Here is a 23,792-nt window from a genome sequence, read left to right on the forward strand (position 1 = left end):
CTTATTCGTCGATACCGCTGGTGGCGGGCTGGCGCGGTGACGCGCCCTGGACGCTGTTCTCGCGCGATGGGGCCGCGACGCTCGGTGCCGGCTCGCTGGCCGGACGGGGTTTGTGCGGGGCGCCGGACGTACGCGACGCGGATTGCTTTGCCGCGGCCGAAGCCGATGCCGGCCTGGCCGCCGACGCCGCCCGCGCCGCGCCGGCCGAAGCCGCTGCCGGTGCGCTGGCCGGCACCGTTGCCGCCGCGCCAGCCGATGCCGCCACCGGCACGGACGCGCCATTCGAGTCCGAAGCCGCAACAGCCGCCGACGCACCCGAGGCCGCCACGGCAGCCGCCGCCCCCGGCACCGGCAGTGCCTTGAAGCCCGCCGCAATCCTCAGCGGCTGGGCGCCCTCATGCTGCGTCGGCGTCTCACCGACCTGTGGCGCGGACGCTTCGGCGGTGTTCGATGCCGCTGCCGCGACGGCGGCTTCCACCACGCCGGGCTTGTTCTTGCCGACCAGGTAATAGTCGAGCACCCGGCGCGCGATCGGACCGGCCGCCTCCGCGCCCCAGCCGCCGTTTTCGACGATCAGCGCGAGCGCGATCTTCGGTTGCTCGACTGGCGCGAACGCGATGAACAGCGCGTGATCGCGCAAATTCTCGGCGATCGCGTGACCCTTGTAGTTCGCGCCCTGCAGCGAGTACACCTGCGCGGTACCGGTCTTGCCCGCCGCCTGGTACGCGGCGCCCGCGAACACCTTGGCCGCCGTGCCGTTCGTGACCACGCCTTCCATCGCGTGCTTGATGAAGTCGATATCCTGCTGCTTGACCGCGATCTTGTCGCTCGGGTCGCGCACCACCGGCCGCGTGTCCTTCGTGATCGGATTCTCGATGTCGCGCACGAGGTGCGGCTTCATCACGACGCCGTTGTTCGCGAGCGTTGCGGTGGCATGCGCGAGCTGCAGGATCGTGAACGAGTTGTAGCCCTGACCGATGCCGAGGCTGACCGTTTCGCCTTCGTACCACTTCTGCTGCTCGGGGCGGCGATACGCATGGCGCTTCCAGTCGGTCGACGGCAGGATGCCCTTCGCTTCGCCGGCGATGTCGATGCCGGTGATCTGTCCGAAACCCCACGGCTTCATGAAGTTCGCGATGTTGTTGACGCCGAGATCGTGCGCGAGCATGTAGAAGTACGTGTCGTTCGACACGACGATCGCGCGATTCATGTCCACCCAACCCTGGCCCGAGCGCACGTCGTTGCGGAACGTGTGTCCGCCGAACGTGTAGTAGCCGGGGTCCTGGAAGCCCCAGCTCGGCGTGCGCTTGTGCAGCGACAGCGCGGCGAGCGCCATGAACGGCTTGTAGGTCGAGCCCGGTGGGTAGGTGCCGTGTAGCGGCCGGTTCAGCAGCGGATGGTCGGGCGAGTTGTTCAGCTCGTCCCAGGTCTGCTGGTCGATGCCGTCGACGAATGAATTCGGGTCGAAGCTCGGCGCCGACACGAACGCGAGCACGTCGCCGGTGGACGGCTCGATGGCGACGAGCGCGCCGCGACGTCCGGCGAACGCCTGCTCGGCGACCTGCTGAAGGCCGATGTCGAGCGACAGCACGAGGTTGTTGCCCGGCGTCGCCTGGGTGCGCGACAGCGTGCGCACCGGGCGGCCGCCCGCCGTCACCTCGACTTCCTCGAAGCCGGTCTGGCCGTGCAGCTCGGTTTCGTAGCTCTGCTCGACGCCGATCTTGCCGATGTAATCGGTGCCCTTGTAGTTGTTCGCGTCCAGACGCGGATCGTAGTGGTCCGGATCGCTGTCGTTCTGATCGCTGGCGTCGTCGATGCGGTCCTGGTCGCGCTGCGAAATCCGTCCGATGTAGCCGATCACGTGCGCGGCGGTCGGCCCGAGCGGGTACTGGCGGAACAGCCGCGCGCGCACTTCGACGCCGGGGAAGCGGAAGCGCTGCGCGGTGAAACGCGCGACTTCGTCGTCGGTCAGGCGCGTGCGGATCGGCAGACTTTCGAAATTCTTCGAGTCTTCCTGCAGCTTCTTGAAGCGGCGGCGGTCGCGCGCGTCGATCGAGACTACCGTGGCGAGGTTGTCGACCACGTTATCGAGCGTGTCGTTCAGCTTCGACGGTGTGATTTCGAGCGTGTAGGCCGAGTAGTTCTTCGCGAGCACGACGCCGTTGCGGTCGGTGATGATGCCGCGGTTCGGCACGATCGGCGCGACGGAGATGCGGTTTTCATCGGCCTGCAGCGAGTACTTGCTGTAGTGCCAGACCTGCAGGAACAGGAAGCGGAAGCCGATCAGCCCGAAGCAGACGAACACGAACAGGCCCGCCGCCGCGACGCGCAGGCGGAATTTCGTGAGCTGCTGTTGAGTGTCCTTGAATTCGGTCATGCGATTCTGCAAAAGGCCGGCGTGCGGCCATCAAGAGTGTGCGCCCAAACTGGCCCCGGGCGGCGGGCCCGATGCGGGATCAAATGGGGCGCGTATCGTCCGGGTCAGCCGGGCGGCGCTGCGGCATCAGCAGCAAGATGCTCGCGAGCGGCCACAGCGCGGCTTCGACGAAACCGTCGATCAGATAACTCCAGCCCGGAAACGCCGCACCGGTCAACAGGCGGATCACGAACGGCACCAGTTGCGCGACGACGAGCAGTGGCATCACCGCGAAGGTTTGCACGCCGAGCGACATCCACAACACGCGGCGGTGAATCGTGATCGCGCCGTACGACAGCAGCGTGTAGGCGAGCGCGTGTTCGCCGAGCAGGCTCGCGTTGTGCACGTCCATCAGCAGGCCGAGAAAAAACGCGATGCCCATGCCGACCTTGCGCGGCTGATGCACATTCCAGAACAGCAACACGAGCGCGACGAAATCGGGCACGCCGGCGAGACGCCCCCACGGCATCAGGTTCAGCAGGAACGCGGAGGCGAGGCTGAACGCGATGAAGTACGGGTTGACTGGCTGCAGGATGTATTGCGGGCGATTCATGGCTGAGCCCCCGGCTCGGCTTGCGGCTTCGCGTTCTTCGCGGCGGCCGGTTTTTCGGCTTTTCTGTCGGCTGCGGGCTTTTCGGGCTTCTTGTCGGCGGCGAGCTTTTCGGGCTTCTTGTCGGCGGCGGGTTTGGCCGGCGCCTTCTCCGTGGATTTGGCTGCCGGCTTTTCGGCCGCGGCTTTATCGGCGGCGTTCTTGTCCGCCGACTTGCCGGTGGATTTCTCCGCCGCGCTCTTGCCTTCCGCGGCTTTGACGCCCTTCTTCGCTTTCGCCTCTTTCGCGACGGTTGCCGCGTCGGGTTCGTCGGCCGGGCGCGGCGGCGCGGTGTTCTGGACGTGCAGCACCAGCACCTGACGCGCGCCGCGCACCGCCGCGACCGGCAGACTGACTACGCGGGCAAACGCGGTGTCGGCCTGCTTGTCGACGCGTACGACCTTCGCGACCGGCAGCCCCGGCGGATACACGCCGTCGAGACCGCTGGTGACGAGTTCGTCGCCGGTTTGCACGTCCGCGCTGATCGGCACGAAGCGCAGATCGAGCGTGTCGCCCTTCGGCGTGCCGTAGATCACGCTGCGCAAGCCGGTGCGCAGAATTTCGACCGGCACCGCCTGATCCTTGTCCGTCAGCAGCGTGACTTCGGCCTGCAGCGGGAACACGCGTGTGACCTGGCCGATCACGCCGTCCTCGTCGACGACCGGCGAGCCGTTCTGGATGCCTTGTTGAGCGCCCCGTCCGATCACGACCTTCTGCGTGAACGGATCGCGCGTGTCGTACTGGATTTCGGCGGGAAGCGATTGCGTGGTCAACTGCTGCGACAGTTGCATCAGCGCGCGCAGATGGGTGTTCTCGGCAGCGAGCGAAGCGGCCGTGTTGGCCTGCTGCGACAGTTGCAGATCCTTCGCGCGCAGCTTCGCGTTTTCGTTGCGTAGCGTGGCGCTCGTCACGGCGAGATCGGCGGCGCCCATGAAGATGTCGCGCGGCACGAGCGCCGCGCGCTGCAACGGATAAAGACCCGCGCCGAGCACGCCGCGGACGATTTCGAGCGTCTGGAAGCGGGCGTCGGAGATCAGCAGGGCGAGCGCCAGCACGACGAAGAACACCAGTCGCGCGAGAGCGGAGGGGCCTTGCTTGAACAGGGGCGGCGGACTGTATTCCATGGTCGGCGCCGGGGGCGTGAGCGGTTGGGTGAGACGGCGGCGCGCTAGGCAAGCGCGGTCAGCGCGCGGAGGCTGGTCGGCCCAGCCAACGACAAAGCGGCCCGCAAGGGGCCGTGTGCCAGATCCGCGCTACTGACATGGGAGGAAGGCTCGCTTACTCGTACGAGAAGATGCTGCCGAGCTTGTCCATGCGCTCGAGCGCCATGCCCGATCCGCGCACGACGCAAGTCAGCGGATCTTCGGCGACGAGCACCGGTAGGCCGGTTTCTTCGGCCAGCAGTCGGTCGAGATCGCGCAGCAGCGCGCCACCGCCGGTCAGCATCATGCCGCGCTCGGCGATGTCCGCGCCGAGTTCCGGCGGCGTTTGTTCCAGTGCGATCTTTACCGACGACACGATCTGGTTCAGCGGATCGGTCAGCGCTTCGAGGATTTCGTTGCTGGAGATCGTAAAGCTGCGCGGAATGCCTTCCGACAGATTGCGGCCCTTCACTTCCATTTCCTTGACTTCGGAGCCCGGGAACGCGGAGCCGATTTCCTTCTTGATCGCTTCGGCGGTCTGCTCGCCGATCAGCATGCCGTAGTTGCGGCGGATGTAGTTGACGATCGCTTCGTCGAATTTGTCACCGCCGACGCGCACCGAGCCCTTGTACACGATACCGCCGAGCGAGATCACGCCGACTTCGGTCGTGCCGCCGCCGATGTCGACGACCATCGAACCCGTTGCTTCCGACACCGGCAGGCCCGCGCCGATCGCGGCGGCCATCGGCTCCTCGATCAGGTATACCTGCGAGGCGCCCGCGCCGTGCGCGGCTTCCTTGATCGCGCGACGCTCGACCTGGGTCGAACCGCACGGCACGCAGATGATGATGCGCGGCGACGGCGAGAACATGCGCGATTCGTGAGCAGTCTTGATGAACTGCTTGATCATCTGCTCGGTGACGGTGAAGTCGGCGATCACGCCGTCTTTCATCGGGCGGATCGCCTCGATGTTGCCCGGCACCTTGCCGAGCATCTGCTTGGCTTCCTTGCCGACTGCCTGAATGGTCTTCTTGCCGTTCGGGCCGCCTTCCTGGCGGATCGACACGACCGACGGTTCGTCGAGAACGATGCCCTTGCCGCGCATGTAGATAAGCGTGTTGGCGGTGCCGAGGTCAATGGCCAGGTCGTTGGAGAAGTAGCTGCGCAAAAAACCGAACATTCAAAATCCTGTCTCGCTGGGGGCCGGGCCTCGCACCGTATGCGTAGGACGGCAGCGGAATAAATAACAGCTTCAACCGGGCGGTAGCGACGCCACATGAACTTGAAGCCGCGGGGGAGTCTACCGGAGGCCGTTGCAAAGCCAGGGCGGAAAACGCCGGACGTTCTTTGAATTGTCCGTAAGGCCTTGGTAAGTCGGTCCGGGTTTGGGTCGAACGCGTAATGATACCTTATAATTTTGGATGTTTTGAAGGAAACGGAGCGTACATTTTTCCGTTGCCGCTTCTTTTTTCAGATTGTCCTATCTTGTCGTAACCCGCTGTTACAGCGCGACTTTTTAACTGTTGTGGGATTCCACCCTTTCCGGTGACTGCATGGCTCTGACCCTGACCGATGTAAAACGCATCGCGCATCTCGCGCGGCTCGAACTGGCCGATTCCGACGCAGAGCACACGCGTGCCCAGCTCAATGATTTTTTCGGCCTCGTCGAGCAGATGCAGGCGGTCGATACCACCGGCATCGCCCCGCTTGCCCACCCGATCGAGCAGATCGAAGACGTCGCGCTGCGTCTGCGTGACGACGCCGTCACCGAGACGGTCGAGCGCGAGGCTTTCCAGCGCCCCGCGCCGGCCGTTCAGGACGGCTTGTATCTCGTGCCGAAGGTGATCGAATAAGACGCGCCGGGCAGACCCTCGGCCCGGCGTCGGCGCGAGTCTTTCGTGCCGCAGCCGCGCGGCGTCGCCGCGTACCTTGCCGGGCCGTCTGCCGACGGGCAACCGAACGCCTCCACGGCAGCGTGACTACGCTGCCGCGCTTTCCAGGATAAAACGCAATGCATGAAAAAAGTTTGACCGAACTGCGCGCTGCGCTCGCGGCCAAGGAATGCTCCGCAGTCGAACTGGCGCAGTTGTACCTCAAGCGGATCGACGCGGCCAACAGCCTGAACGCGTTCATCCAGGTCGATCCCGAACTGACGCTCGCGCAGGCGAAAGCCGCCGACGCGCTGCTGCACACCGGCCACGCCGGCCCGCTCGTCGGCGTGCCGATCGCGCACAAGGACGTGTTCGTCACGAAGGGCTGGCGCTCCACGGCCGGCTCGAAGATGCTCGCGAACTACGAGAGCCCGTTCGATGCGACCGCGGTCGCGCGTCTGCAGAACGCCGGCATGGTGTGCGTGGGCAAGACCAACATGGACGAGTTCGCGATGGGCTCGTCCAACGAGAATTCGTATTTTGGCGCCGTGCAGAATCCGTGGGACCGCAAGGCCGTGCCGGGCGGTTCGTCGGGCGGCTCGGCGGCCGCCGTGGCCGCGCGTCTCGCGCCCGCCGCGACCGGCACCGACACTGGCGGCTCGATCCGTCAGCCGGCGTCGTTCTCGGGTATCACGGGCATCAAGCCGACGTATGGCCGCGTGTCGCGCTACGGCATGATCGCGTTCGCGTCGTCGCTCGATCAGGGCGGCCCGATGGCGCAAAGCGCCGCGGACTGCGCGACCCTGCTCAACGCGATGGCCGGCTTCGACGAGCGCGACTCGACGAGCCTGTCGCACGAGCACGAGGATTACACGCGCTACCTCGGCAAGTCGTGGCGGGACGGCGGCGCGGACAAGCCGCTCGCTGGCCTGCGCATCGGCCTGCCGAAGGAGTACTTCGGCGCCGGTCTCGCCGACGACGTGCGCGCGTCGATCGACGCCGCGTTGAAGCAGTACGAAGCGCTCGGCGCGACGCTCGTCGAGGTGTCGCTGCCGAAAACCGAACTGTCGATCCCGGTCTACTACGTGATCGCGCCGGCCGAAGCCTCGTCGAACCTGTCGCGTTTCGACGGCGTGCGCTTCGGCCACCGCGCGGCCGAGTACCGCGATCTGCTGGACATGTACAAGAAGTCGCGCGCCGAAGGCTTCGGCCCCGAAGTGAAGCGCCGCATTCTGGTCGGCACTTACGTGCTGTCGCACGGCTACTACGACGCGTACTACCTGCAGGCGCAGAAGATCCGCCGCATCATCGCGCAGGACTTCCAGGAAGCGTTCAAGCAGTGCGACGTGATCATGGGACCGGTCGCGCCGTCGGTGGCGTGGGACATCGGCGCGAAGGGCGACGATCCGGTGCAGATGTATCTGGCCGACATCTACACGCTGTCGGTGAGCCTCGCTGGCCTGCCGGGCATGAGCGTGCCGTGCGGTTTTGGCGCGGGCACGAATGCTCAGCGCCCGGTCGGTCTGCAGATCATCGGCAACTATTTCAATGAAGCCCGGATGCTGCAGGTGGCCGACGCGTTCCAGCGCGCGACCGACTGGCACCGTCAGGCACCGGCAGGAGTGTGAGCACCATGACGAAACAATGGGAAGTCGTGATCGGTCTGGAGACCCACACGCAGTTGTCGACGCATTCGAAAATCTTCTCGGGCACCGCGACCCAATTCGGCGCCGCGCCGAACACGCAGGCAAGCCCCGTCGATCTGGCCTTGCCGGGCACGCTGCCGGTGATGAACCGCGGCGCGGTCGAACGTGCGATTCAGTTCGGCCTCGCGATCGGCGCAACGGTCGCGCCGCGCAGCATCTTCGCGCGCAAGAATTACTTCTACCCGGATTTGCCGAAGGGCTACCAGATCAGCCAGTACGAAATTCCCGTCGTGCAGGGCGGTCAGGTGACGATCCAGGTGCCGGCCAATGAAAAGGCGGGCAAGGAAGCGTACGAGAAAACCATCAACCTGACGCGTGCCCACCTCGAGGAAGACGCGGGCAAGTCGCTGCACGAAGACTTCGCTGGCATGACCGGCATCGATCTGAATCGTGCCGGCACGCCGCTGCTCGAAATCGTCACCGAGCCAGAAATGCGCAGCGCGGCCGAGGCCGTTGCCTACGCGAAATCGCTGCACACGCTCGTCGTGTGGCTCGGGATTTGCGACGGCAACATGCAGGAAGGCTCGTTCCGCTGCGACGCGAACGTGTCGGTGCGTCCGCTCGGCCAGAAAGAATTCGGCACGCGCGCCGAGATCAAGAACCTGAACTCGTTCCGCTTCCTTGAAGAAGCGATCCAGTACGAAGTGCGTCGCCAGATCGAGCTGATCGAAGACGGCGGTACGGTGGTGCAGGAAACGCGTCTGTACGATCCGGACAAGCGCGAAACGCGCTCGATGCGCAGCAAGGAAGACGCGCACGACTATCGCTATTTCCCCGACCCCGACCTGATGCCGCTCGTGATCGACGCAGCATGGGTCGAGCGCGTGAAGAGCGAGATGCCGGAGCTGCCCGAAGCGATCCAGCGGCGCTTCGTGTCGCAGTACGGCCTCACGCCGTACGACGCGAACGTGCTGACCTCGAGCAAGGCGACGGCCGCTTACTATGAAGCGGTGGTCGCGAAGGTCGGTCCGGCCAACGCGAAGGTCGCGGCGAACTGGGTGATGGGCGAAGTGTCGTCGCAGCTCAATCGCGAAGGCCTCGACATTGCCGCGTGCCCGGTCTCGGCCGCACAGCTCGCGCTGGTTCTGCAACGCATTGCCGACGGTACGATCTCGAACAAGATCGCGAAGGAAATCTTCCTCGCGATCTGGGAAGAGAAGGCCACCGACGAAGCCGCCGCCGATCGCATCATCGAGGCGAAGGGCCTGAAGCAGATTTCGGACACCGGCGCGCTCGAAGCGATCATCGACGAAGTGCTCGCCGCGAACCAGAAGTCGGTCGACGAATATCGCGCCGGCAAGGAAAAGGCGTTCAACGCGCTGATCGGCCAGGCGATGAAAGCAACCAAGGGTAAGGCCAACCCTGCTCAGGTCAATGAATTGCTAAAGAAGAAGTTGTCCTGAGTTGAAGTGCCGCGGCCGGGCGTGGTCACGCCCGAGTCATCACGGGCCGTTGCCGGATCGAAGCAGGGCAACGGCCCGTTTTATTTTGCGGACCCGCTTCAGCCGGTTAAGCGCAGACCACGGAGTGTGTGCATGACAAAGCATCCCGATCTCGACGATTTCCGCGTGCCGTACTTCGACGACGGCAAGAAGAAAAACCATTTCTCGCTAGACCATTTCGATCCTAAGGCCAAGCCGTTTTCGAGCGGCTCGAAAGACGCGGACCGCGCGCGTCTGTCGGAAGTGGGCCTGCTGCTCGACAATCTGCAGGAGCGGCTGCACGCGCAGCGCAAGCGTCGCGTTCTGCTGGTGCTGCAAGGCATGGACACGAGCGGCAAGGACGGCACGATTCGCGCGGTATTTCACGAAGTCGACCCGCTCGGCTTGCGCATCGTGCCGTTCAAGGCGCCGACGCCCGTCGAGCTCGCGCATGACTTCCTGTGGCGCGTGCATTCGCAGGCACCCGCGGCTGGCGAGCTGACGATCTTCAATCGCAGTCACTACGAAGACCTGCTCGTTCCGACCGTGCAGGGCGAACTCGACGCCGAAGCCTTCCAGCAGCGCTGCTGCCACATCCGTCAGTTCGAGCAGTTGCTCGCCTACAGCGGCGCGACGATCCTCAAGTGCATGCTGCACATTTCGAAGGACGAGCAGCGTGTGCGTTTGCAGGAGCGCATCGACGATCCGCTGAAGCACTGGAAATTCGACGTGTCGGATCTCGAAGCGCGCAAGCAGTGGGACGCATATCAGTCCGCGTATCGCGACGCGCTGGCCGCGACGTCGACCGAATACGCGCCGTGGTACGTGATTCCGGCCGACTCGAAGACGCATCGCAACGTGATGGTCGCCGAACTGCTGCTGCGCACGCTCAATGCGCTGAAGCTCGAATATCCGCCAGCGAAGGAATCGCTGAAGGGCGTCAAGGTCGAGTGAACGCGACTTCGGCCTTTGGCTTCAGAAACGAATCGAACAAAAGAGGAACGACATGTTGCGTGTGATTACCGCCAACCTCAATGGCATCCGCTCGGCGGCCAAGAAGGGCTTTTTCGAATGGTTCGGCGAACAAGGCGCCGATGTGCTGTGCGTGCAGGAAATCAAATGCTCGCAGGACGACATGACGCCGGAGTTCATGGCGCCGCACGATTTCACCGGCTATTTCCAGCACGCGGTGAAAAAGGGCTACAGCGGCGCGGGCGTCTATACGCGTCATGAGCCGGACGAAGTGGTGATCGGCTTCGGCAGCGAGGAGTTCGACCCGGAAGGGCGCTATGTCGAGCTGCGTTTCGGCAAGCTGTCGGTGGTTTCGGTGTATGTGCCGTCGGGGTCGAGCGGCGACGAGCGCCAGCAGGCCAAGTTCCGTTTCATGGACGAGTTCATGCCGCATCTCGCCGAGCTGGCCAAGGAGCGCGAGGTGATCGTGTGCGGCGACGTGAACATCGTGCACAAGGAAATCGACATCAAGAACTGGAAGAGCAACCAGAAGAATTCGGGCTGCCTGCCCGAAGAGCGCGCGTGGCTCGATAAACTGTTCGACGAAGTCGGTTATGTGGACGTGTTCCGCACGCTCGACCCGCGGCCCGAGCAGTACACGTGGTGGAGCAATCGCGGTCAGGCGTATGCGAAGAACGTCGGGTGGCGGATCGATTACCAGATCGCGACGCCGGGCATCGCAAGCAAGGCGAAGCGCACCGACGTGTTCCGCGACATCAAGTTCAGCGACCATGCGCCGCTGACCGTCGACTACGACCACAAGGTCAGCAAGTAAGCCCATCGGCCGCCGGCGCGTGCAGCGCCGTCGACTGCCAGCAGCCGGTAGAAACGGCGTCTCAGTCGCGCGCCGTCTTGCGCGCCGGACGGCCGATGCCCGCGTAATCGGGCAACTCGTCGACGTTCTTGCCGATTGCTTTCGCGTACAGCGACAGCATGTCCGGCAGCCGCTTGATGATGTCGTCGCGGCGCGCCGGTGTGAACGGGTGCACGTAGATGAAGCCCTGCTCGCGATTGCCGCGCGTCGCTTGCGCGAGCTTGTCCCACAGCGTGACCGCCGCGCGCGGATCGAAGCCGGCGCGCGACGCGATATCGCTGCCGATCACGTCGGCTTCGGTTTCGTCGGTGCTCTCGTACTTCATTTCCAGCAGACGCGAACCGATGCCGAGCGGCGCCATGCCCAGGTCGGCGAGACCGAACAGTTGCGGGATCGTGCCGGACGAATCGAGCTGGCTCGCCTGCAACTGACCGAGCCGCATGCGCGCGTGCTCGCGCAACGCGTGCGCGATCTCGTGGCCGATCAGCATGCCGACCTCGTTGTCGTTCAGGCGCACGCGATCGAGTATCCCGCTATAGACGACGATCTTGCCGCCCGGCAGGCAGTACATGCGGATGTCGTTCGAGCGCACCACCGCGACTTCCCACTTCCAGCCCTTGGCTCGCTCGTTCCATTTCAGCGAGTACGGAATCATCCGGTCGATGATCGAGCGCACGCGCGTCACGCGCGCGTCCGTGTCGCCGTACAGGCGGTTCGCGTGGCTGGCGCCGTAGACTATCTGGTTGAACTCCTCGGCGGCCTGCGCCTCGAGCATCGACGACGGGATCAGGTTGCGGAACACCATGTAGCCGCCGTAGCGAAGCTGCGGGCTCACGTAGTAGGGCGGCGGGACGGCCGGGGGGGCCGACGCGCCGGCGCTCGGAGCGCTGCCGCTAGCGCCGGACGCGCCCGCGGCACCGGCGTTGGCGCCGGTGCTGTTATTCGCGCCAGGATTGGCGCCGCCGGTGCCGCTGTTGCCGGCCGCAGACGAGGTTGCGTTTTCTGCGCTGGCGCCGCTTGGCGCGGACTTGGCCGCAGGCGTCGGGGCCGGGTTGGCTGTTGCACCGCTCGTGGTCGCGGCGGCGGCAGCCGGCGCAGGCGCTTGCGCGCCGCTCACCGGGCTGGCGCCAGTCGCTGGGGCGCCGGCCGCATAGGCGCCCATCGGCATCGCCAGCGCGACGCTCGCGCAGCCGAGCACACGTACCGCGCTGAGTGAGGCGCGGCGCGCGCGGGCCGGAAACGGTACCTTCACGACCGCTCCCTCCACGGCGCGATGCGCACCAGCAGCAGCATGCCAGGCACCGCGAGCGCGGTACAGAGGATGAAGTAGTCGAACCAGCCGATCCGCGCGACCACGAAGCCGCTCGCCGCCGACGCGAGCGTGCGCGGCACCGACGCGAGGCTCGTGAACAGCGCGAACTGCGTCGCGGTATAGCGCGGATCGGTGGTGCTCGCGATGTAAGCGGTGAACGCGGCCATCGTCAGACCGGTGGCGAAGGTCTCGAAGCCGTAGACGAGCGCGAGCGCGACCGAGCGCGGATCGAGCTGCACGCTCCAGTCGATGCCGATCAACGACAGCAGCTTCGTTGTCCCCTGGCTCAGCGCGACGGCGATGTTGTAAATCGCGGCAAGTCCGGGCGAATCGGGACCGAGATGCGCGAGCCACGCGAAGCCGAGCGTCGACACCATCTGCAGCAAACCGAAGATCCACAACCCACGGCCGATGCCGATCCTCATCAGCCAGATGCCGCCGACGATGCCGCCCGCGAGACTCGCGCCGAATGCCGTGGTCTTCGCAATCACGCCGATCTGCGTGCGCGAAAAGCCGATGTCGAGGAAAAACGACGTGGACAGCGTGGTCGCCATCGTATCGCCGAGCTTGTAGAGAAAGATGAAGCCGAGTACGAAGAGTGCACCGCGCCAGCCGTCGCGCTGAATGAATTCCCTGAACGGCTCGACGATCGCCTCGCGCAGATTCTTCGGCGGCTGGCCGTGCACCTCGGGCTCGCGCACGACCAGAGTCATCAGAACGCCAGGCAGCATGAACGCGGCCGTCACGATGAACACGGTGCTCCACGGCAGATGATCGGACAAAATCAGCGCGAGCGAACCGGGAACGAGCGCCGCGATCTTGTACGCGTTCACATGCACCGCGTTGCCGAGGCCCTGCTGCGTGTCGCTGAGCAATTCACGCCGGTACGCGTCGATCACGATGTCGGAGCTCGCGCCGAAGAACGCGACCAGCGCGGTCAGCGCGGCGACGCTCCAGATCGCTTCGCGCGGCGACACGAAACCGAGCGTCGCCATCGCGCCGGCCACGAGCAATTGTGTGACGAGCATCCAGCCGCGCCGTCTGCCGGGCCGCCAGCCGGGCACGCGCGGCACGTAACGGTCCATCAGCGGCGCCCACACGAATTTCCAGGTGTACGGAAACTGGATCAGCGCGAACAGGCCGATTTCCTTCAGATTGACGCCTTCCGAGCGCAGCCACGCCTGCACGAGGTAGACGAGCGTAAACAGCGGCAATCCCGACGTAAAGCCGAGAAAGACGCAAATCAGCATGCGCGTATTCAAAAACGCGCGCCAGCCGGGGTGTTCTTCGTGAGCGGTAAGTGCGGGCGCCTCGTGCGGCGGGTTCGACATGTGGATAACTGAGGTTAGCTTTTCTTGACGCGATAGACCGCAAGACTACCACGCCAGTTCACGCCCCACCGCACCACCTGTCCGTCGTGCAGCACGACACGATCGAGAATTTCGATGCCGACTTCGGGCGCGAGCGCTTCGAAGTCCTTGATCGTCAGCACGCGCACGTTCGGCGTGTTGTGCCATTGATAAGGCAGCGACTTCGACACCGGCATGCGCCCCTGCAGCACCGACAGCCGATGCGCCCAGTAGCCGAAATTCGGAAACGACACAATGCATTGCTTGCCGACCCGCACCGTCTCGCGCAGGATCGCCGCGGTCTGATGAATGGTCTGCAGCGTCTGCGACAGCACCGCGAAATCGAAGCTGCCGTCTTCGAACAGGCGCAGGCCGTCTTCGAGATTCTGCTGGATCACGTTGACGCCGTTCTGCGTCGCGGCGAGCACGCCGGCGTCGTTGATCTCGATGCCGTAGCCCTGCACCTCCAGTTCCTCGTTCAGCAGCGACAGCAGCGAGCCGTCGCCGCAGCCGAGATCGAGCACCGTTGAATGCGGTTCGACCCAGCGGGCGATCGCGCGGAAGTCCGGGCGCGATGCCAGGTAATCAAGTGCTCGCTGGTTCATGCGTTGACCTCGTTTGCAATGCGTTCGTAGTAGGCGCGCAGCAGGTTGTGATAGCGCGCGTCGTCGAGCAGGAAGGCGTCGTGGCCATGCGGCGCGTCGATCTCCGCGTAGGTGACCGTGCGCTTGTGGTCGAGCAGCGCCTTCACCAGTTCACGCGAGCGAGCCGGCGCGAAACGCCAGTCGGTCGAGAAGCTCGCGATCAGATACTTCGCGGTGGTGTGCGCGAGCGCGGCGGTCAGATCGCCATCGAAGGCCTTGGCCGGATCGAAGTAGTCGAGCGCGCGCGTGATCAGCAGGTAGGTGTTGGCGTCGAAGTAGTCGGCGAATTTGTCGCCCTGATAGCGCAGATACGATTCCACTTCGAACTCGACGTCGAAGCTGAAGTTGTAGTCATCGAGCGCGCCTTCCGCGCGACGCAGCGAGCGGCCGAATTTCTCGGCCATGTCGTCGTCCGACAGATAAGTGATGTGGCCGATCATCCGCGCGACGCGCAGGCCGCGCTTCGGCTTCACGCCGTGCGCGTAGTAGTTGCCGCCGTGGAAGTCGGGGTCCGACAGGATCGCCGAGCGCGCGACCTCGTTGAACGCGATGTTCTGCGCGGACAGCTTCGGCGTCGATGCGATCACGATGCAATGCGCGATCCGCTCGGGGTACATCATGCTCCATGCGAGCGCCTGCATGCCGCCGAGGCTGCCGCCCATCACGGCGGCGAAGCGCGTGATGCCGAACGCGTCGGCGACGCGCGCCTGCGCGTTGACCCAGTCTTCGACGGTGACGACCGGAAACGTCGCGCCATACGGCTTACCGGTGGCGGGGTCGATGCTCATCGGCCCGGTCGAGCCGAAGCACGAGCCGAGGTTGTTCACGCCGATCACGAAGAATTTGTCGGTATCGAGCGGCTTGCCGGGGCCCACCATGTTGTCCCACCAGCCGATGTCCTTCGGATTGTCGGCGTACACGCCCGCCACGTGATGCGATGCGTTTAGCGCGTGACACACGAGCACCGCATTGCTGCGCGCGGCATTGAGCGTGCCGTAGGTCTCGACCATCAGGTCGTAGCCCGCGAGCGAGCTGCCGTTGCGCAAGCGCAGCGGCTCGGTGAAATGCATTTTTTGGGGAGCGACGATGCCGATGGAGTCCATTCATTCCGCCATTGAGTCAACAGGGCGGCTAAACGGCGTCGGCGAAGCACGGAGAGAAGGGCGGTGTGCGCAGCTGACGACCTCTTTAGCCGCATTTATAGTGAACCGCGGGCCTGAGGCCCAAGGTTCGCGCGCCCGCAATCGAGTCAGCAAATCGGCGCGTGAAAGGGTGTGAAACCGGGTGCAACGTGTTCGGGATGCCTTGGCGCGGTCTGTTGTTCATCGTGGGACCGCGGCGGCGTCAGGCGCAAAGTATAGCGGAAAATTCCACGCGGCAGCGGCGCGGACGGTGCCGCGCGAAGGGGGGCGAGTCCTCGCGGACTACTGAAGAATCAGCAGCAGTTGCTCGTCCGCGTGTTCGGCGGGCGGCCGCGCGAAACCGCTGCGCACATAGCGATGCCAGCGGCCGATCACGTAGCTCACCAGCAGGCTCGCGCGAATCGCGGGATCGTAGCCGGCGGGCAGTGCGGCGGATGGCGGCGCGGTCTGCGGGTCGGTATGGCCTGTGGCGTGGTTATCAGCACGGGCAAGCGCTTCGGTTTGCGCGAGCCGCAAGCACTGCTTCAGCGATGCCTCGACCCGTTCGAGCATCTGGTTCACGCGCTCGGTCAGCCGTTCGTGCTCGCCGACCAGCGCCTCGCAGGTCAGCACGCGCGTCATGCCGGGATTTTTCGCGGGGAAGTTGAGCAGCATCAGCGCGATCGAGCGCGCCTGCAGCACGCCGTTGCTTTCGTGACCGGTGATCTGGTTGATGAGCCCGAACAGCGTCTGCTCGATGAACTCGATCAGCCCTTCGAACATCTGCGCCTTGCTGGCGAAATGGCGATACAGCGCGGCTTCCGACACACCGAGCCGGGCGGCGAGCGCGGCGGTGGTGACCTTTTCGCTCTTCGGCGCCTCAAGCATGCTGGCGAGCGTTTGCAGGATGTGCACGCGACGCTCGCCCGGCTTCGGACGCGTTGCGCGTGTCGCGGCGGGCGCCGCGGCGGAGTCTGCGGCTGAGGCTTCGTCAGGCTTGTCGATCGGCTGCATGGCTGTCGTCCCCCGGCTGATGTCGTTGGCGGCTTTCGTCCTTACTGTCCAGGCTTGCGTCCCTTCCATCGAACCGAGCGCGTGCCCAGTCGTAGCGATTTTAGCGAACGAATGCTGCGGTCGACATAATGAGGCCGGCCGGTGCCCGGCAGGCGCGTCGGTACGCCGGCCGCGTGCGGCTTGCGCGGCAGGTGCCCGGTGATCCACACGGTGCGGATGCCGAGCCGCCGATAATTTTTCAGGTGCGAACGCGTGTCCTCGACGAGGATCGCGTCTTTCAGCGACACGTGCGCGTCGCGCATCGCGCGGCGCAGCATCGCGTGATCGGGCTTCGCGCGCCATTGGCGGCGATCGCGCATGTGCTCGATCGCGATCACCCGCTCGAACAGCCGCTCGATGCGCAACTCGGCGAGCACGGCGCGCGCGTACGTTTCGGGCGCATTGGTCAGCACAATCTTGCGGCCCGGCAGCGCCGCGACCAGCCGCGCGACGCCGCGCTCGTGGCGGATCATCGAACCGAGGTCGGGGAACGTGTGCACGACCTTCAGGAAGTCGTGCGCGTCGAGCGGATGGTGGCGCGTGAGCCCGAGCAGTGCCGCGCCGTAGCGCAGCGTGTAGCCGGTGCGCAGACGGTTGGCTTCGTCGATGTCGACTTGCAGCGCGTCGATGATGTACTGGGTCATGCCGCGATTGATCGCGGGAAAAATGGCATGCGACGCACGATGCAGCGTGTTGTCGAGGTCGAACAGCCAGACTGGCTTGCCGCTCGCGATGTCAGGACGGCGGCGCCGCGAAGTGGGGGTGCGCATGTTGGAGGTCTTCAGCCGCTGACGGGCGTTTCATGCTGCGGATGCGGATGCGGGAAGTGTGTCGCAGCGACGCTCGGCGGCGCGCATAGGCTGCCAGCCGCGAGGTGGAGCACAGGGGGCGCGCCACAGTGACGCAACCCCTGTGCCGGGGATGCCGCAACGCTCAATGCGAGCGGATCATCGTGCCGAACGGCTGTTCGGTCAGAATTTCGAGCAGCACCGAGTGCTCGATGCGACCGTCGATGATGTGCACCGAGCGCACGCCGCTCTTCGCCGCATCGAGCGCGGACGAAATTTTCGGCAGCATGCCGCCGGAGATCGTGCCGTCTTCGAACAGGCCGTCGATTTCGCGCGCTGACAGGTCGGTCAGCAGATTGCCTTCCTTGTCCATCACGCCGGGGATGTTGGTCATCATCACGAGCTTTTCGGCGTTCAGCACGACCGCCAGCTTGCCCGCGACGAGGTCCGCGTTGATGTTGTACGACAGACCGTCTTCGCCGAAGCCGATCGGCGAGATCACCGGAATGAACGCGTCGTCCTGCAGTGCCTTCACGACCGCCGGGTTGATCGCTTCGACTTCGCCGACCTGGCCGATGTCGACGTACTGGCCGGGCTTTTCCCGATCCGGCATCAGCATCTTGCGCGCGTGGATCAGGCCGCCATCCTTGCCGGTCAGGCCGACCGCGTGGCCGCCGAAGTGGTTGATCAGCATCACGATGTCCTGCTGCACCTCGCCGCCGAGCACCCATTCGACGACTTCCATCGTCTCTTCGTCGGTGACGCGCATGCCCTGGATGAACGTGCCCTGTTTACCGATTTTCTTAAGCGCCTGGTCGATTTGCGGACCACCGCCGTGCACGATGACCGGGTTGATGCCGACCAGCTTCAGCAGAATCACGTCGCGCGCGAAGCCCTGCTTCAGACGCTCTTCGGTCATGGCGTTGCCGCCGTATTTGATGACCACGGTCTTGCCGTGATACTGGCGGATGTAGGGCAGCGCCTCGGCCAGAATTTCGGCTTTCAGGGTGGGCGCAATCTGCGAGAGGTCGGGAAGCTCGGACATGGCGGCAGGCTCGGGCACGGAACAGTTAAAACAGCGCGAATTGTACAGGACTGGCGCGCTGCAACAGGGTTTTCGGCAGCAGCGCGAGCGACGGGCGGTGCAGGTTTGGCGTACCGCACCATGACGGGTCACGGGACGGGTAAACGGCAAGCGTAACGCACTTGCGTGACGGCCGTGCATTGGCCGAACGGACGGCTGCACCCAGGCGTATCAGTCATGGCATCATGATCTGACCGATGCCTCCGGCCTTTCGCGCCCATCCGCAATGAAACCGTCTTCTACCCGTTCCGGGCGCAGCGCGCGCTGTCCGCGCTGCGGCAATGCCTTCGACTGCGGCATGCAGGGCGAGACAACATCTCCGTGCTGGTGCCGTGCTCTGCCGCCGCTGCCGGCGGAGCGGCTGAAGCCGGGCGGCCCGTGCTTGTGCCCGGAATGTCTCGCCGCTGAGATCGCCCAGGCGACACGCGAGGCAAGTGGCGTTGAACCCCCGTAAACGCTGCCAGCGCCGGCTCCCATTCGCCGAACCGCGGCTGCCGATACAACGTGGCGCTCGGATACCACGGGCTGTCGCCGCGCTCCAGCAACCAGACCCAATGCGGATTGACGTCGAGCAGCACCCACGTGCGCTGACCGAGCGCGCCGCTCAGATGCGCGACCGATGTGCATACGGTGATCACGAGGTCGAGCGCGCCGACGAAGGCGGCGGTGTCGTCGAAGGTCGCGAGGCTTGCAGTGTGATCGATGATGCGCAGGCCGGCCGCGCGGGCGGCGGCGACCTCAGCGGCCGCGCCCGGCTGCAGCGAGTAGAACGTGACGTCGTCGATGCCGGCGAAATGGGCGGCATAGCGCTGCCAGCCGACGCTGCGAAACGGGTTGCGCTGATGCCCGCGGCTACCCGTCCACGCGAGGCCTACCTTCAGGCGGCGCCCGTCGGCAACGCGCTCGCGCCACGCCGCAAACGCGGCCACATCGGCGAACAGGTAGGGCGCGGCTGGAATGGTCTCTTCGCGGGTGTCGAAGATCAGCGGCAAGCTCAGCAGCGGAATTTCATAGTCCATCGGCGGCAGCGACTCGATGCCGCCGCCGGACGAGAAACCGTCGACATGAGCGCCGAGGCTGCGCGCGAGCAGCGCGCCCATCTGCGGAAACGAATTCCACACGACGCGGCCGCTCTCGCGATGCACGCGCTCTGCCAGCATCGGGATATAGCGGCTGAACTGCAGCACGTCGCCCATCCCCTGTTCGCCCCATACGAGCAGCGTCTTGCCGGCGAGCGGCTCGCCGCGCCAGATCGGCGCCGGCATCAGGGGACGGCTGCCGGCGAGCTCCTTGGAGCCGTCCCAGCGCGACTCGTGTGACGCCCACCCTTCGGCGTATCGACCGCGCAGGAGTTGCAGCATGCCGAGGTTCGAGCGCATCGCCGGGTTCTGCGGGGCGAGCTCGCAGGCCGTCGCGGCGGCCTGTTCGGCGTTGTCCCAGCGTTGCGCTTCACGTAACGTCAGCGCATAGTTGTTGTAAGCCAGCGGACTGCGAGGCGCGCACTGCACGGCCTGCGCGCCGGCATCGAGCGCGTGCGGCAGGTCCAGACTCTGGCGATACGCGTTGGCGAGGTTGATCCATGCGTTGCCATCGTCGGGGGTATCGCGGATCGCGGCTTCGAGCAGCGCGAGCTGTTCGCTCAGATCGCCGTCGGTAATTGTCAGCGCGCTCGCGAGATTGTTGCGTAATTGCGGCAGTGCCGGATCGAGCGCCAGCGCGCGACGATACGGAGCGATCGCGTCGGCATGCCGGCCGGCCATCTGCAGCGTGTAGCCGGCGCGGAAGTGCGCGACGGCGCTCCCCGCATCGAGTTTGGCAATAATGGCGGCGAGTTCGATCGCCTCCGCATGGCGCTGCTTCGCGAGCCATGCGGCGATCAGCGCGTCGAGCGAGGCGCCGTCGAGCGGATGCAGCTTGGCCGCGGCGTCGAGGTAACGGGCTTCGTCCGCCGTGGCGCCACTGGCTCGGGCCGCGGCGGCATCGCGCAGTAAAGTCAGGTATGCGGAAGAAGCGTCGGCTTCTCGAATCGCGGTGGGCGGCATGAAGGGATGGCGCGGAACAGTCGTCGATGCAGCGCGGCGGCGTGCAATGCTATTTCGAACACAGTCATGTTACCGGCACTCGGCCGCGTGGTCAGCCATGCGGGTCCGAACGGGTAGACTAGGGTCATGCAACGTATAACCAACACCGGCCGCGTCAATCTCGGTCACCTGTTCTGGCTGCGCAGCCTCGCGATCATCGGTCAGTTGCTGACGATCGCGTTCGTGCAGATCTTCATCGGCGCCAATCTGCCCTTGCCCGCGATGCTGCTCGTGATCGGGCTCGAAGTGCTGTTCAATGCGCTCACATGGTTTCGCGTGTCGCAGCAGCGTCCCGAGTCCAACATCGAGCTGTTCGGGCAGATCTGGGTCGATCTCGGCGCGTTGTCGGCGCTGCTGTTCCTGTCCGGCGGCACCACCAACCCGTTCGTGTCGCTATACCTGCCATCGCTCGCGATCGCGGCGGCCGTGCTGCCGTGGTACCTGATGGCCTGGCTCGCGGCGTTCGCGGTCGCCTGCTACGCGATGCTCAGTTTCGATTCGGTGCCGCTCAATCTCGAGAATCCCGCCAACCTGTTCGACTACTATCGTTCGGGCATGTGGGTCAACTTCATGGTCAGCGTGGGGCTGATCGCGTGGTTCGTCGCGCGCATGTCACGGGCACTGCGGCTACGTGACGCAGCGCTTGGAGAAGCGCAGCAGCGCTTGCTCCAGGACGAACGGGCGGTCGCGCTCGGTGTTCAGGCGGCCACCGTGGCACACGAAATCGGCACCCCTCTGTCTACAATCGCGATGTTGTCAGAGGAATTGCGCGACGCGGCGCGCACCGACGCGGGACTCGCGCCCTACCGCGCCGATCTCGAACTGCTCGAGCAGCAGATGACGTTGTGCACGTCGGCACTCGCGCGCTTGCGCAGTCGCGCGACGACCACGACGAACCGTGAGCCGGTCGACGAATGGCTCGAGTCGTTTGCCGAGCAATGGCGCCTGCGCCATCCGCACGTGAAGTTCGAGCGGCTCGGCACGCCGCCCGCCGATGTCAGTCTCAACGACACGGTGGCCGTCAGCCAGATACTGACGATCCTGCTCGACAACGCCGCGCGCGCGAGCCGCGATCACGTGACGCTGTCCTGCACGCTCGCACCACGCGGCGACCAGATAGAGTTCGAAGTATGCGACCGCGGTCCTGGCATTCCGGTCGCGCTACGCGGCTCGCTCGGCACGATGCCCGTGGAGAGCACGCAGGGCGGTCACGGCGTCGGCCTGTATCTGGCGTTTTCGGCGGCGGCGCGTCTGAAGGGATCGATTGAACTGACCGACGCCAACGGCGGGCGGCCGCGCGGCACGCGTGCGGTGCTGCGACTGCCGCTCGGCGCGCGCAAGATTTCCGGAGCGAGCCCCCAAGGCGCCGCGCCATCCAACACGGAGAAACAGGCATGAGCGAAAAGAATTTTCTGGTGATCGACGACGACGAAGTGTTCTCCGGCATCCTGGCGCGCGGCTTGACGCGGCGCGGCTACACGGTGAGCGAAGCGCACAACGCGGACGAGGCGATCCGGCTCGCGAATCAGCAGAAGTTCAGCGAGATCACCGTGGACCTGCATCTGGGCAACGACTCCGGCCTGACGCTCGTCGCACCGTTACGCGATCTGCAGCCCGATGCGCGCATGCTGGTGCTGACCGGCTACGCGAGCATCGCCACCGCGGTGCAAGCGGTCAAGGACGGCGCCGACAACTATCTCGCGAAGCCCGCCAACGTCGAGACGATCCTGTCGGCGCTGCAAAGCGAGGCGAGCGCGTTGCAAGCCGAGGAGGCGATCGAGCATCCGCAGCCGCTGTCGGTGGCGCGGCTCGAATGGGAGCATATCCAGCGCGTGCTCGCCGAACACAACGGCAATATCTCGGCGACCGCGCGCGCGTTGAACATGCATCGGCGCACGTTGCAGCGCAAGCTGGCGAAGCGGCCGGTGAGGCAGTAGGCCGCGATCGAACAGCACAAAGCAAAACGGGCTGCCTATCCGATATCCGAAGGCAGCCCGTTTTTCATGCATCAGCGCTCGGCGCTGTGCCCGCGCACATCACAGCACGTAGCGCGACAGATCCTCGTCTTGCGCGACTTCGTTCAACGCGCGATCGACATACGCCGCGTCGATCTGCACTGTACGGCCCGAATGATTGCCGGCCGAGAACGACACTTCCTCTAGCAGCTTCTCGATGACGGTATAAAGACGCCGCGCGCCGATGTTCTCGGTCTTCTCGTTGACCGAGTACGCGATCTCGGCAAGACGGCGGATGCCGTCGTCGGCGAATTCGAGGTGCACGTCTTCGGTCGCGAGCAGCGCCTGGTATTGCTTGACGAGGCTCGCATCCGTCGATACGAGGATCGATTCGAAGTCGTTGACCGACAGCGAATCGAGTTCGACGCGAATCGGGAAGCGCCCTTGCAGCTCGGGAATCAGATCGCTCGGCTTCGCGAGATGGAACGCGCCGCTCGCGATGAACAGGATGTGATCGGTTTTCACCATGCCGTACTTGGTGTTGATCGTCGTGCCTTCGACGAGCGGCAGCAGATCGCGCTGCACGCCCTGACGGGACACTTCACCGCCGCCCGCTTCGTTGCGCGACGCGATCTTGTCGATTTCGTCGAGAAACACGATGCCGTTCTGCTCGACGTTCTGCACCGCCTTGGACTTCACCTCTTCGTCGTTCAGCATCTTGCCGGCTTCTTCGTCGGTGAGCACCTTCAGCGCTTCCTTGACCTTCATCTTGCGGCGCGTCTTCTTGCCGCCGCCGATGTTGGCGAACATCGAGCGGATCTGCTCGGTCATGTCTTCCATGCCCGGCGGCCCCATAATGTCCATGCCGACCTGTGGCTGCTCGACGTCGAGCTCGATTTCCTTGTCGTCGAGCTGGCCTTCGCGCAGGCGCTTGCGGAACGTCTGACGCGTCGTGCTGCCTTCATCGGCGGTATCGGTCGAACTCGTGCTCGAACCGAAGCCGACCGGCCGTGCGGTCGGCAGCAGGATGTCGAGAATGCGGTCTTCGGCGAGATCGCCGGCCTTGGTCCGCACTTTGCGCATTTCGGTTTCGCGGGTCTGCTTGACCGAAATTTCGATCAGGTCGCGCACGATGCTGTCGACGTCGCGGCCCACGTAACCGACTTCGGTGAACTTGGTCGCTTCGATCTTGATGAACGGCGCGTCCGCGAGCTTCGCGAGACGCCGCGCGATTTCGGTCTTGCCGACGCCGGTCGGTCCGATCATCAGGATGTTCTTCGGGGTGATTTCCTGGCGCAGCGGTTCGTCGACCTGCTGACGGCGCCAGCGGTTGCGCAGCGCGACGGCCACGGCTTTCTTCGCGCGGCCTTGGCCGATGATGTGTTTGTCGAGCTCGGAGACGATCTCGGCGGGGGTCATGGTGCTCATCGATGGG

20 protein-coding genes and 1 pseudogene are annotated in these 23,792 nt (G+C 65.1%); 8 read left to right on the forward strand and 13 right to left on the reverse strand.

Annotation, left to right across the window (positions count from 1 at the left end; translation table 11 throughout):
* Window position 1 precedes the first annotated feature (1 nt).
* The 4 genes from mrdA to AB3X89_RS10560 all read right to left on the reverse strand — a co-directional run bounded on the left by mrdA (window position 2) and on the right by AB3X89_RS10560 (window position 5,327).
* Complete coding sequence (gene mrdA, locus AB3X89_RS10545; protein WP_368583222.1) at window positions 2-2,377, reverse strand: penicillin-binding protein 2; 2,376 nt, start codon at window positions 2,375-2,377, stop codon at window positions 2-4.
* A 79-nt stretch (window positions 2,378-2,456) separates the two neighbouring features.
* Window positions 2,457-2,969 (reverse strand): rod shape-determining protein MreD, encoded by a 513-nt coding sequence (gene mreD / locus AB3X89_RS10550; RefSeq protein WP_176109827.1) that lies wholly within the window; start codon window positions 2,967-2,969, stop codon window positions 2,457-2,459.
* Entirely contained in the window at window positions 2,966-4,129 is a 1,164-nt protein-coding gene (gene mreC, locus AB3X89_RS10555) for a rod shape-determining protein MreC (protein WP_368583223.1), read from the reverse strand. Before mreC ends, mreD begins: the two co-directional genes overlap by 4 nt.
* A gap of 154 nt (window positions 4,130-4,283) precedes the next feature.
* The gene (locus AB3X89_RS10560) at window positions 4,284-5,327 is read right to left on the reverse strand and encodes a rod shape-determining protein (RefSeq protein ID WP_004189550.1); all 1,044 of its coding nucleotides are present in this window, start codon (window positions 5,325-5,327) and stop codon (window positions 4,284-4,286) included.
* Between the two features lie 373 nt (window positions 5,328-5,700).
* On the opposite strand from AB3X89_RS10560, the gene gatC reads away from it, so the two are divergent.
* The 5 genes from gatC to AB3X89_RS10585 all read left to right on the forward strand — a co-directional run bounded on the left by gatC (window position 5,701) and on the right by AB3X89_RS10585 (window position 10,931).
* On the forward strand, window positions 5,701-6,000 hold the full coding sequence (gene gatC, locus AB3X89_RS10565; protein ID WP_013088063.1) for an Asp-tRNA(Asn)/Glu-tRNA(Gln) amidotransferase subunit GatC: 300 nt from the start codon (window positions 5,701-5,703) through the stop codon (window positions 5,998-6,000).
* 158 nt (window positions 6,001-6,158) lie between these two features.
* A complete protein-coding gene (gene gatA, locus AB3X89_RS10570; protein ID WP_368583224.1) occupies window positions 6,159-7,646 on the forward strand; it encodes an Asp-tRNA(Asn)/Glu-tRNA(Gln) amidotransferase subunit GatA in 1,488 nt (495 codons plus the stop codon).
* Between the two features lie 5 nt (window positions 7,647-7,651).
* Window positions 7,652-9,127: an Asp-tRNA(Asn)/Glu-tRNA(Gln) amidotransferase subunit GatB gene (gene gatB, locus AB3X89_RS10575; protein ID WP_368583225.1), complete on the forward strand. Its 1,476-nt coding sequence runs from the start codon at window positions 7,652-7,654 to the stop codon at window positions 9,125-9,127.
* A 132-nt stretch (window positions 9,128-9,259) separates the two neighbouring features.
* Window positions 9,260-10,099, forward strand: coding sequence for a PPK2 family polyphosphate kinase (locus AB3X89_RS10580; protein ID WP_368583226.1), 840 nt, complete (start codon window positions 9,260-9,262; stop codon window positions 10,097-10,099).
* A 52-nt stretch (window positions 10,100-10,151) separates the two neighbouring features.
* Window positions 10,152-10,931 (forward strand): exodeoxyribonuclease III, encoded by a 780-nt coding sequence (locus AB3X89_RS10585; protein ID WP_368583227.1) that lies wholly within the window; start codon window positions 10,152-10,154, stop codon window positions 10,929-10,931.
* Window positions 10,932-10,992: 61 nt separating this feature from the next.
* On the opposite strand, the gene AB3X89_RS10590 is transcribed toward AB3X89_RS10585, so the two are convergent.
* From AB3X89_RS10590 to argB, 7 genes are all read right to left on the reverse strand, one after another.
* Window positions 10,993-12,222, reverse strand: coding sequence for a M48 family metallopeptidase (locus AB3X89_RS10590; RefSeq protein ID WP_368583228.1), 1,230 nt, complete (start codon window positions 12,220-12,222; stop codon window positions 10,993-10,995).
* Window positions 12,219-13,613 carry an AmpG family muropeptide MFS transporter gene (locus AB3X89_RS10595; RefSeq protein ID WP_368583229.1) on the reverse strand — a complete coding sequence of 465 codons (1,395 nt, stop codon included), beginning with the start codon at window positions 13,611-13,613 and terminating at the stop codon, window positions 12,219-12,221. The genes AB3X89_RS10590 and AB3X89_RS10595 overlap by 4 nt, the downstream gene beginning before the upstream one ends.
* A 14-nt stretch (window positions 13,614-13,627) precedes the next feature.
* A complete protein-coding gene (gene metW, locus AB3X89_RS10600) occupies window positions 13,628-14,236 on the reverse strand; it encodes a methionine biosynthesis protein MetW (protein ID WP_368583230.1) in 609 nt (202 codons plus the stop codon).
* Window positions 14,233-15,378 carry a homoserine O-acetyltransferase gene (locus tag AB3X89_RS10605; RefSeq protein ID WP_368583231.1) on the reverse strand — a complete coding sequence of 382 codons (1,146 nt, stop codon included), beginning with the start codon at window positions 15,376-15,378 and terminating at the stop codon, window positions 14,233-14,235. The genes metW and AB3X89_RS10605 overlap by 4 nt, the downstream gene beginning before the upstream one ends.
* A 321-nt stretch (window positions 15,379-15,699) precedes the next feature.
* Window positions 15,700-16,410 carry a nucleoid occlusion factor SlmA gene (gene slmA / locus AB3X89_RS10610; protein ID WP_368583232.1) on the reverse strand — a complete coding sequence of 237 codons (711 nt, stop codon included), beginning with the start codon at window positions 16,408-16,410 and terminating at the stop codon, window positions 15,700-15,702.
* A 41-nt stretch (window positions 16,411-16,451) separates the two neighbouring features.
* On the reverse strand, window positions 16,452-17,219 hold the full coding sequence (locus AB3X89_RS10615) for a pyrimidine 5'-nucleotidase (protein ID WP_368583233.1): 768 nt from the start codon (window positions 17,217-17,219) through the stop codon (window positions 16,452-16,454).
* Window positions 17,220-17,382: 163 nt separating this feature from the next.
* Window positions 17,383-18,282, reverse strand: a complete 900-nt coding sequence (gene argB / locus AB3X89_RS10620) for an acetylglutamate kinase (protein WP_013088074.1) — start codon at window positions 18,280-18,282, stop codon at window positions 17,383-17,385.
* Between the two features lie 265 nt (window positions 18,283-18,547).
* Between argB and AB3X89_RS10625 the strand changes: the two genes are divergently transcribed.
* Window positions 18,548-18,775, forward strand: a complete 228-nt coding sequence (locus AB3X89_RS10625) for a cysteine-rich CWC family protein (RefSeq protein WP_368583354.1) — start codon at window positions 18,548-18,550, stop codon at window positions 18,773-18,775.
* Between the two features lie 7 nt (window positions 18,776-18,782).
* Here AB3X89_RS10625 and AB3X89_RS10630 read toward each other — a convergent pair.
* Window positions 18,783-20,363, reverse strand: a pseudogene (locus tag AB3X89_RS10630) (hypothetical protein); the annotation flags it as partial.
* 126 nt (window positions 20,364-20,489) lie between these two features.
* On the opposite strand from AB3X89_RS10630, the gene AB3X89_RS10635 reads away from it, so the two are divergent.
* Together AB3X89_RS10635 and AB3X89_RS10640 are read left to right on the forward strand one after the other, a co-directional pair.
* The gene (locus tag AB3X89_RS10635; RefSeq protein WP_368583234.1) at window positions 20,490-21,800 is read left to right on the forward strand and encodes an ATP-binding protein; all 1,311 of its coding nucleotides are present in this window, start codon (window positions 20,490-20,492) and stop codon (window positions 21,798-21,800) included.
* Window positions 21,797-22,339, forward strand: coding sequence for a response regulator transcription factor (locus AB3X89_RS10640; RefSeq protein ID WP_013088076.1), 543 nt, complete (start codon window positions 21,797-21,799; stop codon window positions 22,337-22,339). Before AB3X89_RS10635 ends, AB3X89_RS10640 begins: the two co-directional genes overlap by 4 nt.
* A 99-nt stretch (window positions 22,340-22,438) precedes the next feature.
* Here the strand turns inward: AB3X89_RS10640 and hslU are convergent, their stop codons facing one another.
* On the reverse strand, window positions 22,439-23,785 hold the full coding sequence (gene hslU, locus AB3X89_RS10645; RefSeq protein WP_368583235.1) for an ATP-dependent protease ATPase subunit HslU: 1,347 nt from the start codon (window positions 23,783-23,785) through the stop codon (window positions 22,439-22,441).
* Between the last annotated feature and the right edge of the window lie 7 nt (window positions 23,786-23,792).

Source organism: Paraburkholderia sp. BR14320 (assembly GCF_040948665.1).
GTDB lineage: Bacteria > Pseudomonadota > Gammaproteobacteria > Burkholderiales > Burkholderiaceae > Paraburkholderia > Paraburkholderia youngii.

Coding starts and splice junctions, on each gene's coding strand:
- AB3X89_RS10580 (WP_368583226.1), top strand. CDS start 9,260: ATGACAAAGCATCCCGATCTCGACGATTTCCGCGTGCCGTACTTCGAC.
- hslU (WP_368583235.1), bottom strand. CDS start 23,785: ATGAGCACCATGACCCCCGCCGAGATCGTCTCCGAGCTCGACAAACAC.
- mreC (WP_368583223.1), bottom strand. CDS start 4,129: ATGGAATACAGTCCGCCGCCCCTGTTCAAGCAAGGCCCCTCCGCTCTC.
- gatA (WP_368583224.1), top strand. CDS start 6,159: ATGCATGAAAAAAGTTTGACCGAACTGCGCGCTGCGCTCGCGGCCAAG.
- mrdA (WP_368583222.1), bottom strand. CDS start 2,377: ATGACCGAATTCAAGGACACTCAACAGCAGCTCACGAAATTCCGCCTG.
- AB3X89_RS10605 (WP_368583231.1), bottom strand. CDS start 15,378: ATGGACTCCATCGGCATCGTCGCTCCCCAAAAAATGCATTTCACCGAG.
- gatB (WP_368583225.1), top strand. CDS start 7,652: ATGACGAAACAATGGGAAGTCGTGATCGGTCTGGAGACCCACACGCAG.
- AB3X89_RS10595 (WP_368583229.1), bottom strand. CDS start 13,613: ATGTCGAACCCGCCGCACGAGGCGCCCGCACTTACCGCTCACGAAGAA.
- argB (WP_013088074.1), bottom strand. CDS start 18,282: ATGTCCGAGCTTCCCGACCTCTCGCAGATTGCGCCCACCCTGAAAGCC.
- AB3X89_RS10560 (WP_004189550.1), bottom strand. CDS start 5,327: ATGTTCGGTTTTTTGCGCAGCTACTTCTCCAACGACCTGGCCATTGAC.
- metW (WP_368583230.1), bottom strand. CDS start 14,236: ATGAACCAGCGAGCACTTGATTACCTGGCATCGCGCCCGGACTTCCGC.
- AB3X89_RS10615 (WP_368583233.1), bottom strand. CDS start 17,219: ATGCGCACCCCCACTTCGCGGCGCCGCCGTCCTGACATCGCGAGCGGC.
- mreD (WP_176109827.1), bottom strand. CDS start 2,969: ATGAATCGCCCGCAATACATCCTGCAGCCAGTCAACCCGTACTTCATC.
- slmA (WP_368583232.1), bottom strand. CDS start 16,410: ATGCAGCCGATCGACAAGCCTGACGAAGCCTCAGCCGCAGACTCCGCC.
- AB3X89_RS10640 (WP_013088076.1), top strand. CDS start 21,797: ATGAGCGAAAAGAATTTTCTGGTGATCGACGACGACGAAGTGTTCTCC.
- AB3X89_RS10585 (WP_368583227.1), top strand. CDS start 10,152: ATGTTGCGTGTGATTACCGCCAACCTCAATGGCATCCGCTCGGCGGCC.
- AB3X89_RS10625 (WP_368583354.1), top strand. CDS start 18,548: ATGAAACCGTCTTCTACCCGTTCCGGGCGCAGCGCGCGCTGTCCGCGC.
- gatC (WP_013088063.1), top strand. CDS start 5,701: ATGGCTCTGACCCTGACCGATGTAAAACGCATCGCGCATCTCGCGCGG.
- AB3X89_RS10635 (WP_368583234.1), top strand. CDS start 20,490: ATGCAACGTATAACCAACACCGGCCGCGTCAATCTCGGTCACCTGTTC.